The sequence below is a fragment of the Azotobacter beijerinckii genome (assembly GCF_900110885.1).
GTDB lineage: Bacteria > Pseudomonadota > Gammaproteobacteria > Pseudomonadales > Pseudomonadaceae > Azotobacter > Azotobacter beijerinckii.
The window spans coordinates 23139-36339 of record NZ_FOFJ01000028.1; the positions used below are offsets into that span (position 1 = coordinate 23139).

At 65.0% G+C, this 13201-nt stretch carries 11 protein-coding genes, 2 tRNA genes and 2 pseudogenes; 3 read left to right on the forward strand and 12 right to left on the reverse strand.

Going from position 1 to position 13201, the window contains the following annotated elements; translation table 11 throughout:
- Positions 1 to 45: 45 nt before the first annotated feature.
- Positions 46 to 1962: an ATP-binding cassette domain-containing protein gene (locus BMY22_RS14340; protein WP_090623227.1), complete on the reverse strand. Its 1917-nt coding sequence runs from the start codon at positions 1960 to 1962 to the stop codon at positions 46 to 48.
- A 183-nt stretch (positions 1963 to 2145) separates the two neighbouring features.
- On the opposite strand from BMY22_RS14340, the gene BMY22_RS14345 reads away from it, so the two are divergent.
- Complete coding sequence (locus tag BMY22_RS14345; RefSeq protein ID WP_090623182.1) at positions 2146 to 4077, forward strand: transglycosylase SLT domain-containing protein; 1932 nt, start codon at positions 2146 to 2148, stop codon at positions 4075 to 4077.
- A 25-nt stretch (positions 4078 to 4102) separates the two neighbouring features.
- Here BMY22_RS14345 and yegS read toward each other — a convergent pair whose 3' ends face one another.
- The 3 genes from yegS to moaB form a co-directional block, all read right to left on the reverse strand.
- Entirely contained in the window at positions 4103 to 5038 is a 936-nt protein-coding gene (gene yegS, locus BMY22_RS14350; protein WP_090623184.1) for a lipid kinase YegS, read from the reverse strand.
- 70 nt (positions 5039 to 5108) lie between these two features.
- Positions 5109 to 6314 carry a molybdopterin molybdotransferase MoeA gene (locus BMY22_RS14355; protein ID WP_090623186.1) on the reverse strand — a complete coding sequence of 402 codons (1206 nt, stop codon included), beginning with the start codon at positions 6312 to 6314 and terminating at the stop codon, positions 5109 to 5111.
- 4 nt (positions 6315 to 6318) lie between these two features.
- Positions 6319 to 6858 (reverse strand): molybdenum cofactor biosynthesis protein B, encoded by a 540-nt coding sequence (gene moaB / locus BMY22_RS14360; protein WP_090623188.1) that lies wholly within the window; start codon positions 6856 to 6858, stop codon positions 6319 to 6321.
- 67 nt (positions 6859 to 6925) lie between these two features.
- Here moaB and mobA point away from each other — a divergent pair, with 67 nt between their 5' ends.
- Complete coding sequence (mobA, locus tag BMY22_RS14365; protein ID WP_090623190.1) at positions 6926 to 7537, forward strand: molybdenum cofactor guanylyltransferase MobA; 612 nt, start codon at positions 6926 to 6928, stop codon at positions 7535 to 7537.
- 185 nt (positions 7538 to 7722) lie between these two features.
- On the opposite strand, the gene BMY22_RS14370 is transcribed toward mobA, so the two are convergent.
- The 4 genes and pseudogenes from BMY22_RS14370 to BMY22_RS14385 all read right to left on the reverse strand — a co-directional run.
- Positions 7723 to 7799 (reverse strand) — tRNA-Pro (locus BMY22_RS14370).
- An 89-nt stretch (positions 7800 to 7888) separates the two neighbouring features.
- Positions 7889 to 8215 (reverse strand): DNA adenine methylase, encoded by a 327-nt coding sequence (locus tag BMY22_RS24905; RefSeq protein ID WP_244158873.1) that lies wholly within the window; start codon positions 8213 to 8215, stop codon positions 7889 to 7891.
- Positions 8216 to 8376: 161 nt separating this feature from the next.
- Complete coding sequence (locus tag BMY22_RS14380; RefSeq protein ID WP_090623192.1) at positions 8377 to 8772, reverse strand: IS3 family transposase; 396 nt, start codon at positions 8770 to 8772, stop codon at positions 8377 to 8379.
- Positions 8773 to 8810: 38 nt separating this feature from the next.
- Positions 8811 to 9377: pseudogene (locus BMY22_RS14385) on the reverse strand (transposase); the annotation flags it as partial.
- Here BMY22_RS14385 and BMY22_RS23830 point away from each other — a divergent pair.
- A pseudogene (locus BMY22_RS23830) lies at positions 9377 to 9503 on the forward strand (IS1595 family transposase); the annotation flags it as partial. The pseudogenes BMY22_RS14385 and BMY22_RS23830 overlap by 1 nt on opposite strands.
- 517 nt (positions 9504 to 10020) lie before the next feature.
- Here BMY22_RS23830 and BMY22_RS14390 read toward each other — a convergent pair.
- The 4 genes from BMY22_RS14390 to pheT all read right to left on the reverse strand — a co-directional run bounded on the left by BMY22_RS14390 (position 10021) and on the right by pheT (position 13199).
- Positions 10021 to 10097 (reverse strand) — tRNA-Pro (locus BMY22_RS14390).
- 80 nt (positions 10098 to 10177) lie between these two features.
- Positions 10178 to 10534 (reverse strand): MerR family transcriptional regulator, encoded by a 357-nt coding sequence (locus BMY22_RS14395; protein WP_090623194.1) that lies wholly within the window; start codon positions 10532 to 10534, stop codon positions 10178 to 10180.
- Entirely contained in the window at positions 10515 to 10817 is a 303-nt protein-coding gene (ihfA, locus tag BMY22_RS14400) for an integration host factor subunit alpha (RefSeq protein ID WP_011913482.1), read from the reverse strand. Before ihfA ends, BMY22_RS14395 begins: the two co-directional genes overlap by 20 nt.
- A 3-nt stretch (positions 10818 to 10820) precedes the next feature.
- The gene (gene pheT / locus BMY22_RS14405) at positions 10821 to 13199 is read right to left on the reverse strand and encodes a phenylalanine--tRNA ligase subunit beta (RefSeq protein WP_090623196.1); all 2379 of its coding nucleotides are present in this window, start codon (positions 13197 to 13199) and stop codon (positions 10821 to 10823) included.
- Positions 13200 to 13201: the final 2 nt, after the last annotated feature.

Consider the following 13201-nt stretch of genomic DNA (forward strand, 5'->3'; position numbering starts at 1 on the left):
CGCGGCGCCCGGCTGCCTCGCCGCGCGCCCGGTCCGGCGAGCAGGTCAGCTTTCCTCGAGCTCCGCCCAGCGCTCCAGCAGGCGGTCCAGATCCTGCTGCAGGCTTTCCAGACGCGCCAGGGTGGCCGAGGCCTGCTCCGCCGGCTGCTGGTAGAAGGCCGGATCGGCGATGCGTCCCTGCAGCGCGGTCAGTTCCGCTTCCACGGCCTCGATCTGGCCGGGGAGCGCCTCCAGCTCGCGCTGCAGTTTATAACTCAGCTTCTTCTTGCTGACCGTCGACGGGCTGGCAGTTTCCGCCGCGACGGCAGCCGGAGCCTCCTTTTTCGACGCCTCGTCCCGGCCCTGGCGTTCGCCGACGCCCAAGAGGCGCGGCGAGCCGCCCTGGCGCAGCCAGTCCTGGTAGCCGCCGACGTATTCGCGGACCCGGCCTTCGCCCTCGAACACCAGGGTGCTGGTCACCACGTTGTCGAGGAAAGCCCGGTCGTGGCTGACCATCAGCACGGTGCCGGGGAAGTCCAGCAGGATTTCTTCCAATAGCTCCAGGGTTTCCACGTCCAGGTCGTTGGTCGGCTCGTCGAGCACCAGCAGGTTGGCCGGCTTGCTGAACAGCTTGGCCAGCAGCAGGCGCGCGCGCTCGCCGCCGGACAGCGCCTTGACCGGGGTGCGCGCGCGCTGCGGACTGAACAGGAAATCGCCGAGATAGCTCAGCACATGGCGGTTTTGACCGTTGATGGTGATGAACTCGCGGCCTTCGGCGATGTTATCGATCACCGTCTTTTCCGGCTCCAGCTGGTGGCGCAACTGGTCGAAATAAGCCACCTCCAGCTTGGTACCGACGTCGATGCGGCCGCTGGTGGGCTGCAGCTCGCCGAGCAGCAGCTTGAGCAGAGTGGTCTTGCCGGTACCGTTGGCGCCGAGCAGGCCGATCCGATCGCCACGCTGCAGAACCATGGAGAAGTCGCTAATCAGCGGCTCGCCACCGGGGTGGGCGAAGCCGACGTGCTCGACGACGATCACCTGCTTGCCGGACTTCTCCGCCGTCTCCACCTGGAAGCTGGCCTTGCCCTGGCGCTCGCGGCGCTCGGAGCGCTCGGCACGCATCGCCTTGAGTGCGCGAACGCGGCCCTCGTTGCGGGTGCGGCGGGCCTTGATGCCCTGGCGGATCCACACTTCCTCCTGGGCCAGGCGCTTGTCGAACAGCGCGTTGGCAGCCTCCTCGGCGGCGAGCTGCTGCTCCTTGTGCACCAGGAAGCTGGCGTAGTCGCCGTTCCAGTCGATCAGATGGCCACGATCCAGCTCGAGGATACGCGTCGCCAGGTTCTGCAGGAAAGCGCGGTCGTGGGTGATGAACAGCACGGCGCCGTTGAAGCCGCTCAGGGCCTCTTCCAGCCAGGCGATGGCGCCGATGTCGAGGTGGTTGGTCGGTTCGTCGAGAAGCAACAGGTCGGGCTCGGACACCAGCGCCTGGGCCAGCAGCACGCGCCGGCGCCAGCCGCCGGACAGCTCGGCGAGGGTCTTGTCGGCCGGCAGCTGCAGGCGGCTCAGGGTGCTGTCGACCAGTTGCTGCAGGCGCCAGCCATCCTTCGCCTCCAGCTCCTGCTGGACGTGCATGAGCTTGTCCAGGTCGGCGTCGCTGTGAATGCTCTGGCTCAGGTGATGGTACTGGGCGAGCAGGTCGCCAACCCCGGCCAGGCCCTCGGCGACCACATCGAACACGGTCCGCTCGTCGGCACGCGGCAGCTCCTGCGGCAGTTCGCCGATCTTCAGCCCCGGCGCGCGCCAGATCTCGCCATCGTCGGCGCTCTGCTCGCCCTTGACCAGACGCAGCATGCTGGACTTGCCGGTGCCGTTGCGGCCGATGACGCAGACACGCTCGCCGCGGGCGATCTGCCAGGACACCTTGTCGAGCAACGGCATGGCGCCATAGGCGAGGGAAACGTCGGTGAACTTGAGCAGAGTCATGGGCAAGGTCTCGAGAAAAATCGGCGAGCATTCTATCAGGCCCGGACGCTGGCCACGCCCGGCCATTCGACCGCGCTCCCCGAAAGGCTTTTCGGTACGCTGTCAATACACCGGGCGCTACAGCTAAACTAGATAAGAGTTCCATTAGCTTCTTACGTCGCCACTCCTTCCCCGAGAAGCGCCATGCGCAGTCGATTGCTCAGCCTGTTTTTCTGCCTGTCCCTGATCCCCTTGGCCTCCACTCGCGCCGAGGCAGCATCGCTCGGCGAGCAGCGCATCCTCTACGACCAGGCCAAGCAGGCGCTGGCCAGGGGTGATGCCGGCCCCTACCTGCGCAACCGCCAGGCCCTGCGCGACTATCCGCTGGAGCCCTATCTGGCCTACGACGAACTGACCGCCCGGCTGAAGAGCGCCAGCGACGAGGAAATCGAGAAATTCCTCGCCGAACATGGCGACCTGCCACAGGTCGGCTGGATGAAACTGCGCTGGCTGCGCTGGCTGGCCGAGCGCGGCGACTGGCGGACCTTCGTCGACTACTACGACCCGGCCTTGAACTTCACCGAGCTGGACTGCCTGTACGGCCAGTACCAGCTCGGCCACGGCCATAAGGCCGAAGGCTATGCGACCGCCGAGAAGTTCTGGCTGGTCGGCAAATCGCAACCCGAAGCCTGCGACACACTGTTCGGACTCTGGGCCGCCGACGGCCAACTGACCGACCAGAAGCGCTGGCAACGCCTCCGGCTGGCCGCCGACGCGGGCAACTACGGCCTGGCCACCCACCTGGCGAAAAGCGCCCCCGCCTTCGAGCGCGAAGGCCTGTTGATGGTGGAGGTGGGGCAGAAGCCGCAACTGCTGCTGAGCCAGGACTCGCGCTTCGCGCCGGCGAGCGAGCGGATAGCCGACGTGGTCGGGCTCGGCCTGCGCCGCATGGCCCGCCAGGACCCGGACAAGGCCCTGGCCCTGCTCGACGGCTACGCTCGGCGCATGCCGTTCTCCGGTGAAGAGAAGGTGGCGATCGCCCGGGAAATCGGTTTGACCCTGGCCAAGCGCTTCGACAGCCGGGCCCTCGAGGTGATGGCCGAATACGATCCGGAACTGCGCGACAAGATCGTGGCCGAATGGCGCGCCCGCCTGCTGCTGCGCCTCGGCCGCTGGGACGAGGCCTATCGCCTGACCAGCCGGATGCCCCAGGAACTCGCCAGCAGCAACCGCTGGCGCTACTGGCAGGCACGCAGCCTGCAACTGGCTCAGCCGCATAGCCAACAGGCGACCGGACTCTACCAGCCGGTCGCCCGCGAACGGGATTTCTACGGTTTTCTCGCCGCCGATCGCCTCCAGGTGCCCTACCAGCTGAACCACAAGCCGATGGCACTGGATCCCCGGGTGGTGCAGAAGGTCCGCAACGCCGCGGGCATCCGCCGGGCCCTGGAGTTCTACGCCCGGGGACAGATCGTCGACGCGCGCCGCGAGTGGTATCACGTCAGTCGCCTGTTCAGCCGCGAGGAAATGGTCGCCCAGGCCAGGCTGGCCTACGACATGGGCTGGTACTTCCCGGCCATCCGCACCATCAGCCAGGCGCAGTACTGGGACGATCTGGAGATTCGCTTCCCGATGGCCCACCAGGGCAGCATGACCCGCGCCGCCCAGAGTCGCGGCCTGCATTCGAGCTGGGTGTTCGCCATCACCCGCCAGGAAAGCGCTTTCATGAACGATGCCCGCTCCGGTGTCGGCGCCGGCGGTCTGATGCAGCTGATGCCGGCCACCGCCCAGGAAACCGCGCGCAAGTTCGGCATCCCGCTGAGTTCACCGAGCCAGGTCTACGACCCGGACACCAATATCCAGCTCGGCGCGGCCTACCTCAGCCAGGTGCATGCCCAGTTCGGCGGCAACCGGGTGCTCGCTTCCGCCGCCTATAACGCCGGCCCCGGCCGTGTGCGCCAGTGGCTGCGCGGCGCCGATCATCTGGCCTTCGACGTCTGGGTAGAAAGCATCCCCTTCGACGAAACCCGCCAGTACGTGCAGAACGTGCTGTCCTACTCGGTGATCTACGGACACAAGCTCAACGCTCCGCAACCCCTGGTGGAGTGGCACGAGCGCTATTTCGACGATCAATAGCGATCAGTCAGTACGCAGGGGCGCCTTATCGGCCCCCTGCAATTGCCGACCCGGCATTGCCGCGCAAGAGCGGCGAATCGGGCGGAAGATGCATCCGCAGCGCGCCCGCACGAACGCTGAAACGCAAGGCTTGGCTGTTTGCCGGCTCGCCGTCCAGGTTCAGGTCCAGACCTTCCGGCACCTCGATCTCGACCCACGGCAGGCGCGCACCGATGGAGATGGTTTCCACGCCGAGAATGCGCAGGGAAATCAGCGTCCCGAGGGTGCTGAGCGGACTTCCCGCATCCTCCGGCGCCGGCACGATGCACAGATCGAGCAGACCGTCGTCTACCAGCGCCTCGGGACAGAGCAGGTTGCCACCGCCGGCCTGGCGCCCGTTGCCGATGCCCAGCGCGAGAAACTCGCCCTCCCAGCGGAAACCCGGCCCGCGGAAACGTCCGAAGGAGGCACCCAGTTCGGGGAAACGGGTCAGCCCGGTAAGCAGGTACGCCGCCCCGCCGAGGGCCTTCTTCAACTCTTCAGGGGTGCTGGCGGTGACCTTCGAGCCGAAGCCGCCGGTGGCCATGTTGAGAAACAGCTGGCCATCCGCCTCGCCGAGATCCACCGGGCTGGGCGCGACCTCCAGAAGGGCCAGGGCCTCCGCCGGAGACAAGGGCACGCCCGCCGCCCGGGCGAAGTCGTTGGCCGTGCCCAGCGGCAGGATCGCCAGACTGGCATCAGTGCCGGCCAGAGCCATGGCTTCCGCCACCTCGCGCAAGGTGCCGTCGCCACCGCCGGCGACGAGCGTCGGATAGCCGGCCGCCAGCCCCTCTTCGACCAGCCGGCGGGCATCGCCGGCCTCCCAGGTCAGACGCACGGCAATCTCCCAGCCGGCCTTGCGCCGGGCGAGGACGGCGGCCCGCAACTCCTCGTTCGTCGCTTGCCGACCATGCAGCACCAGCCATGCCTTGCGCTCACCCATCGCCACCTCGGAAATGCTCCCTACCGGTATGGACAGCCGGAGGATAGCCGGTGCCGTTCCGTACGGAGCGTCAGCCCAGCACTTCGCTCAAGGGGATGAAGCACACCGGATCCCCCTCGGCCAAGGTCGTGTTCTCGGGGATCTCGACCAGCCCATCGGCCCAGGCGGCACTGAGCAGCACGCCAGGGCTCTGGTTCGGATAGAGCACGGCCCGCCCCTCCCCCAGGCGTGCGCGCAGATACTCGCGGCGCTTGCCGGGCTTGCTCCAGACGAAACCGGCCGGCACCGGAAAAGTCAGCGGCGCCACGGCCTGTACACCGAGACGACGCAGCAGATAGGGCCGAGCCAGCAGGGCGAAGGTGACCAGCGAGGAGGCCGGGTTGCCCGGCAGGCCGACCACCGGGATGCCCCGGTAACGACCGACGGTCAGCGGCTTGCCCGGCTTGATCGCCAGCTTCCACAAGGCCAACTCGCCCTCCTCGCGCAGGATCTGACCGAGGCAGTCCGCCTCGCCGACCGACACGCCGCCGGTCGAGAGAATCAGGTCGGCGCCCCCCAGTTCGCCGAGGCGAGCGCGGGTCAGCTGAGGGTCGTCGGGCAGGATGCCAGCATCCAGCACATTACAGCCCAGGCGCTTCAGCCAGCTGTGCAACAGGGTACGGTTGCTGTTGTAGATCTGCCCCGGGCCCAGCGGCCGCCCCGGCTCGACCAGTTCGTCGCCGGTGGACAGCAGCGCCACTCGCGGCCGCCGCCGCACCGTCAACTCTGTGGCCCCCAGGGATGCGGCCAGCCCCAATTGCGCAGGCCCCAGACGACTGCCGGCGGCCAGTACGGTGTCGCCGCGGCGGGTCTCCTGACCCTGCTCGCGGATGTGCTGCCGCGGACGCAGGGCCTGGGCGAAGCATACCCGCCCGTCCTCGAGCAGCTCGGTGTTTTCCTGCAGCTCGACGCAGTCCGCCCCCTCCGGTACCGGGGCCCCGGTAAAGATTCGTGCACAGGTGCCGGGCCGCAAGGGTTCCGGGGCCTGCCCGGCGAAAATCGTCTGACTGACCGTCAGCGGCTCGCCCGTCCAGTCGGCCAGACGCAGGGCGTAACCGTCCATAGCGCTATTCGGCCAGGGCGGCAGATCCAGGGGAGAGATCAGGGGTTCGGCCAGCACACGCCCATCGGCATCATCCAGCGCAACCCGCTCGGACTCGCCGATCGGCTCCCGCTCGGCCAGTTGCAGCAGGCATTCGAGAGCCTCTTCGACGGACATCAGTGCGGACTTTTTCATCGTCCTACCCACGTGTCTCGCAGAGCGGTACCGGTTTCAGATGGGGTACGAAGCTGCACGGCCGATGGCGGGCGTCCAACTGCTCGGCCAGGATGCCGTCCCAAGCCGTTGCGCACGCGCCGGTCGAGCCCGGCAGGCAACAGACCAGGGTGCCATTGGCCAGACCGGCCAGCGCGCGGGACTGCACGGTGGAGGTACCGATCTCGGCCATGGAAATGTGCCGGAACAACTCGCCGAAACCGTCGACCTGCTTGTCGAACAGGCAGGCCACCGCTTCGGGGGTACTGTCGCGGCCGGTAAAACCGGTTCCGCCGGTGATCAGCACGACCTGTACATCCTTGTCGGCGATCCAGGCGGCGACCACAGCACGGATGTGGTACAAATCGTCCTTGAGCAGCAGCCGCGCGGCCAGCCTGTGTCCGGCCGCGCTCAGGCGCTCGACGAGCAGTTGACCAGAGGTGTCGGTTGCCAGAGTGCGGGTGTCGCTGACAGTCAATACTGCGATGTTCAACGGCACGAAGGCCGCCTCAACCTTGTGACTCATGCTGCCTTCCAGTGTTGTCGAGAAGTCGGGCCGGAGTTATACCATACGCCATCGCTGGAGCCATCCGATGACTGTCCCTACTGCCCTGCCCCCCTGCTCCGTGCTGCTGCTGGCCGGCGGTCGCGGACAGCGCATGGGCGGTCGAGACAAGGGGCTGCTGGAATGGCGCGGCAAACCGTTGATCGCCCATCTGCATGCGCTGACCCGACCGCTCACCGATGAGCTGATCGTTTCCTGCAATCGCAATACCGAACGCTATGCGGCCTATGCCGACCGCCTGGTGCACGACGACAGCCCCGACTTCCCCGGGCCTCTAGCCGGCATCCGCGCCGGACTGGCGGCAGCCCGGAATCCCTGGCTGCTGGTACTGCCCTGCGATGCGCCACGGCTCGATGCAGGGCTGCTGTACAGCATGCGCCAGAATGCCGCCGACCACCCAGGCCAGCCTCTGCTGCTACGCCAAGGCGAACAGTGGGAACCCCTGTTCTGCCTGTTGCCCAAGAGCTTGGGACCAGCCCTTGAGCGAGCCTGGCAAGATGGCGAACGCAGTCCGCGCCGGGCCCTCCTGGCACACAAGGCCACAGCCCTGCAATGCCCTTCAGAGGACCCCCGGCTAGCCAACCTGAACACACCGCAATTGCTGGCCGAAGGGGAAAACGAAGCAAGCCACCACAACTGACGGCACTGCCACGCTCGCGTCAAACGACATCGAGCACGCTGCTTGTCTCGAGGCAGTCGTTTCGTTTACTGCGATCAACGTGCAGAGGAACTTTCAGCCACAAAAGTACGGCCTGCCGGAAACGAAAAAGCCCGCACAAGGCGGGCTTTACCGGTTCCTCTAGTATCAAATCTAGAGGCGGGATATGGTCGGAGCGACTGGATTCGAACCAGCGACCTTCTCGTCCCGAACGAGACGCGCTACCAAGCTGCGCTACGCTCCGAAGATGGCGCGCATTCTACAGAAAAAGTTTTCCTGCACAAGGGGTTAGATGAAAAATTTTATGGGTCGCGCCTCAAGAGACTCGAGCCGTCAACTACTGACTGTAGCTGTAGGGGCGCGCGAAACTTGGCGCGGTTTGGCGCGATAAACGACGCGCCCCTCATTGCTCGTGCGACAAAAGAATTTCAAAACAGCCCCGCCAGCTCGGCCTTGTATGTCCCAGCTGAAAATCAGCACCTCCTTCGCATCACTTCCCTTCCCCCCACCGACCGCGTATCGAGTGTCCGTCGCCTCGATGTGGTAGGCCGCGAAGCACTCCCGAATCGCAGAGTGGTCGTTCAGGCTGATGATGGCCTTGCCCTTGAGTTCGCAGAGGAGCCTGGCCAGCCCCCGATACTGCTCGAACCCGAACGGCACGCCATAGCCCTCCGTCTCCTGCGCTGCAACAGACACTGGCAGCGGTAGGCATCAATGTGGCAAGGGTTGTCCAATGGCTGGACGGTCGCGGGCAGGCCATCACACGCACCTCCCGATTCGCGCGATTGGCTCCTGGAGGGCTTTGAATTCGCCGACGGTATCTACGTCACATCACCACACCAGACCTGATTGGGGACACTCACATCAAAGCGGCGCTGCAGATGATTGGGTGCAATCACGGACTCCTCCACGGCCAGTCGATAACGATGGCGACGCTGCTGCGTGCTGACCACACCGGCCTCCCGCATCAGGCGGGCCGCCTTGTAACGGCCAACGGCGTGGCCTTCACTGCGTAGCGCGGCTGCCAGTGTGCGGGCTCCTGCCGAGCCCCGGCTACGCTCGTGCAGCACGACCAGCCTGGCCCGCAGGCGATCCCGGCGGGGATTGCGCCGGGCCTGCCGGCTGCGTTGCTGGTAATAGCTGCTACGTCCAACGCCGAAGGTCAGGCATAGCTCGATGACCGGCAATTGCGTGCTCAGCATGCCGATCAGGCTCACCGATCGAGCGAGTCGGACATCAAGAGCGCGGTAGCCTCCTAAGAAACACCCTGCGCCGGCTGTAGCGTGAAGCCAAACTCCGCTGCTCGACGGTGCAGCCCCTTAACCACCCGCTCCCGGTACTTCTGCTCATAGTGATCGACGCCTGGATCTTGATACGCCATACCAAAACGCATTGCGTTGTAGAACAGGATGGCGATTTTGCGGGCGGTAGCGGTGACTGCCTTGGCTTTGCCGATGCGCGCTGACAAGCGTCGATAAAAGGCACCCAGCGCGGTATTGGTTCTCCCAATCGCAGCGGCAGCCAAACGGAGATGCGCGGTGACCCGGTTATTGGTTTTTCGCGTGTGCGCGGAAAGGACCTTGCCGCCACTGATACGGCTGCCAGGCGCCAGGGTCAACCAGGACGTGAAGTGATGGGCGGTATGCCAGCGATTCAGGTCCGTGCCGCACTCGGCGATTAGCCATAAAGCCAGATAAGGGCCGATGCCATGTATCTGGATCAAATCGACGCCAACCAGTTGGTACAGCAAGGTACGCACATCGAAGTTGAGCGCATTCGGCTGCCGGGTGCGATGGCGTGGCTTTGGCAGGGGCTCGCTGGGCCGGAGCCTTCCGTTTCAACCGCCGATTCGATCTGCGCACGCTGCCTGCGCGACTCCTCGTGGCGGTCGCGCGTTGCCCGCCACACCCCCTGCGGGTGATTCGGGATGGCTGAGCATCATTGCTAATCAGGACGCCGCTTGAGGTTGTCGATCTTGCGCTGGCTCACGCCCAGCATCTGGGCGATCTGTGCACTGGTCTTGCGCGGCCCCTGATCTTGCGAGCGGTCGCAGGCCATGTTTCCTGCACTCTACGCCAGCGGCACAAAAACTTGGCAGCTCATGAAGCTGATCAGCCAAATCGATGGGACACATTTTTCGTATTCGACGGCAGGCAGAAGGCAGCGAGACAACCACTCTGCGTCTCACCCAACACCATCAAGCAGACCCAATGCGTGAAGAAGAGATCGCCGTTCCGTTCAGCTACATGCTGCAGACCCACCTAAAGCCTCATTCGGCAGACGCACCGCTCTCTCCTAGCAGTGAGCCGTGACGCCAAGCTAACATCCTGTAGAGCCGCGCCAAGCCCCAAGTGCTGCTGTTACTAGCCAAGTACAAACGGTCACCATACGGTCACCAGAACAGCCAAATCGCAGACATGAAAAAGGCCGGTGATTGCTCAACCGGCCTAAGTCATTGAATTTATTGGTCGGGACGGAGTGATTCGAACACTCGACCCCTTGCACCCCATGCAAGTGCGCTACCAGGCTGCGCTACGCCCCGACTTGACGCTCCAGCTTGCTGGAGCGGGTCAAACTATATATTAAGCATCTGAAAAGTGGAAGTTTTTTTTGCGGTTCCAGCTATTTGCGCAAGACCAAGAGGACATCCTCAAGCTCGGTGATCGTCTGCCGGATCAATTGCCGATATTGGGTCGTATCTTCCTTGGCTTCGTCGCCGGAGAGGCGCAGGCGCGCCCCACCGATGGTGAAGCCCTGCTCGTACAGCAGGGCCCGGATATGCCGGATCATCAGAACATCTTGACGCTGATAGTAACGCCGATTGCCCCGACGCTTGACTGGATTGATCTGGGGGAACTCCTGCTCCCAGTAACGCAGCACATGCGGCTTGACCGCACAGAGCTCACTGACCTCGCCGATGGTGAAGTAGCGCTTCCCGGGTATGGGAGGCAGTTCGTCGTTATGGCTTGGTTCCAGCATAGGCTTCAACCCTGGCTTTCAGCTTCTGCCCTGGACGAAAGGTGACGACACGCCTCGCTGTAATCGGGATCTCTTCCCCCGTCTTGGGGTTGCGGCCGGGCCGCTGGCGCTTGTCGCGCAGGTCGAAATTGCCGAAACCGGACAACTTGACCTGTTCGTTGTGCTCCAGTGCCTGCCTGATCTCCTCGAAAAACAGCTCCACCAACTCCTTGGCTTCCCGTTTATTCAGGCCAAGCTCCTCATAGAGACGTTCTGCCATCTCGGCTTTCGTCAGAGCCCCCATACGTTACTTCCTTAACGTCGCGTTGAACCTTTCTTCCAGCGAGGTGAGGATGTTCTGAGTTGTGGTGTTCACCTCATCATCGTTAAGAGTGCGCGATGGATGTTGCCAGGTCAAGCCGACCGCCAGGCTTTTTCGTTGTGGATCAATGCCTTTCCCCTGATAGACGTCGAACAGCCGGAGGTCGCTCAGGTATTCCCCGGCCGCCTCGCGAATGGCCTGCAGTACGGCTTCCGCTGCGGTTTCAGAATCGACGATCAGTGCCAGATCCCGGCGTACTTCGGGGAAGCGCGAAAGCTCGCGGAAGGCCGGCAAACGACCGGCGGCAATTTCCGCCAGGACCAGTTCGAACAGGAAGACCGGCTGATCCAGCCCCAGCGCCTTGCCCAGCTCGGGATGCAGTGCGCCCAGGAAGCCGACCAGACGCCCCTCGCGCTCGATGCGCGCCGTCTGTCCCGGATGGAGCGCGGGATGTTCGCCGCCGACGAAGTGGTATTCGTCGGCAGCCCCGACAGCCGCGAGCAGAGCCTCCACATCGGCCTTGGCATCGTAGAAGTCCACCGCCTCCCGACCATGGCTCCAGCTCTCCGGCAGGCGGCTGCCGGTAATGGCGCCAGCCAGCACGGGCTCCTGCTTGAGATCGCCCAGTTGGCCGACGAAGCGCAGGCCGCTCTCGAACAGACGCACGCGGGACTGCTGGCGGTTCAGGTTGTACTGCAGCGCCTTGGCCAGTCCCGGCCAGAGCGAGGCGCGCATGGCGGCCATGTCCGCGGAGATCGGGTTGGCCAGAGTCAGCGGCTCGACGCCCGGAGTGAAGAGCTCGAACAGCTTGGGATCGATGAAGCTGTAGGTGATCGCCTCCTGGTAGCCGCGCGCGACCAGCAGACGGCGCAGCACCGGCAGTTCGCCACGGGCTTCGGCGCGTGCCTGCGGAGCCAGACGCGCCTGGGGGTAGCGGACCGGCAGGTTGTTGTAGCCATGCAGGCGCCCAAGCTCTTCGATCAGGTCCACTTCGAGACTGATATCGAAACGATGGCTGGGCACCTCGACCTGCCACTCACCAGCCGCACCGCCGCCGACCTTCAGGCCCAGCGCGACCAGCAGGCGCTCGACTTCGGCAGCCTCCATCCGCAAGCCGAGCATCTGCTCGATGCGCTCCGCACGCAAGGTGATTGGCGCCACCTGCGGCAGACTCGACTGATCGGCCACCTCGACGATGGGGCCGGGCTCGCCACCGACGATCTCCAGCAGCAGCGCGGTGGCACGCTCCATGGCTTCGCGGGCCAGCTGCCAGTCGACGCCGCGCTCGAAACGGTGCGAGGCATCGGTGTGCAGGCCGTAGGAACGGGCCTTGCCGGCGATGGCGATAGTGTCGAAGAAGGCGCTTTCGAGGAACAGGTCGCGGGTACCGGTAGCGACACCGCTGTGCTCGCCGCCCATCACGCCGGCAATGGCCAGGGCGCGCTGGTGGTCGGCGATCACCAGGGTATCGGCACGCAGGCTGACCTCCTGACCGTCGAGCAGGACCAGCTTCTCGCCCTCCTCCGCCATCCGTACGCGGATGCCGCCATGAATTTCGGCGAGATCGAAGGCATGCATCGGCTGGCCCAGCTCAAGCATCACGTAGTTGGTGACGTCAACCGCCGGGTCGATGGCGCGGACATCGGAGCGGCGCAGGCGCTCGACCATCCATGCCGGGGTTGGACGCGACAGATCGACATTGCGCACCACTCGCCCCAGATAACGCGGACAGGCCTGGGGGGCCAGCACTTCGACCGGACGCACTTCGTCATGCACTGGCAGCACCGCGGTGATCGACGGGCGGGCGACAGGAACTCCATAGAGGGCGCCTACCTCGCGGGCCAGGCCGGCCAGGGAGAGGCAGTCGCCACGATTGGGGGTCAAGTCCACCTCGATGCTGGCATCGTCCAGGTTGAGGTAGGTGCGGATGTCCTGCCCCACCGGCGCAGCGGCCGGCAGCTCCAGCAGGCCATCGTTTTCCTCGCTGATCTTGAGCTCGGCCGCCGAGCAGAGCATGCCGAAGGACTCCACGCCACGCAGCTTGGCCTTCTTGATCTTGAAGTCCTCGCCGAGCACCGCACCGATCATGGCGAAGGGAATCCTGATTCCCGGACGGGCGTTGGGCGCACCGCAGACCACCTGGAAAGTCTCGCTGCCGTTGCTCACTTGGCAGACGCGCAGCTTGTCGGCATCCGGGTGCGGCTCGGTGGAGAGGATCTCGCCCACTACCACGCCGGAAAAAGCACCGGCCACCGGCGTGACGCTGTCGACCTCGAGACCGGCCATGGACAGGCGGGCCACCAGTTCGTCGCGGGATACCTGCGGGTTGACCCAACCGCGCAGCCATTGTTCGCTGAATTTCATCC

Coding starts and splice junctions, on each gene's coding strand:
- BMY22_RS14340 (WP_090623227.1), bottom strand. CDS start 1,962: ATGACTCTGCTCAAGTTCACCGACGTTTCCCTCGCCTATGGCGCCATG.
- BMY22_RS14345 (WP_090623182.1), top strand. CDS start 2,146: ATGCGCAGTCGATTGCTCAGCCTGTTTTTCTGCCTGTCCCTGATCCCC.
- yegS (WP_090623184.1), bottom strand. CDS start 5,038: ATGGGTGAGCGCAAGGCATGGCTGGTGCTGCATGGTCGGCAAGCGACG.
- BMY22_RS14355 (WP_090623186.1), bottom strand. CDS start 6,314: ATGAAAAAGTCCGCACTGATGTCCGTCGAAGAGGCTCTCGAATGCCTG.
- moaB (WP_090623188.1), bottom strand. CDS start 6,858: ATGAGTCACAAGGTTGAGGCGGCCTTCGTGCCGTTGAACATCGCAGTA.
- mobA (WP_090623190.1), top strand. CDS start 6,926: ATGACTGTCCCTACTGCCCTGCCCCCCTGCTCCGTGCTGCTGCTGGCC.
- BMY22_RS14395 (WP_090623194.1), bottom strand. CDS start 10,534: ATGCTGGAACCAAGCCATAACGACGAACTGCCTCCCATACCCGGGAAG.
- ihfA (WP_011913482.1), bottom strand. CDS start 10,817: ATGGGGGCTCTGACGAAAGCCGAGATGGCAGAACGTCTCTATGAGGAG.
- pheT (WP_090623196.1), bottom strand. CDS start 13,199: ATGAAATTCAGCGAACAATGGCTGCGCGGTTGGGTCAACCCGCAGGTA.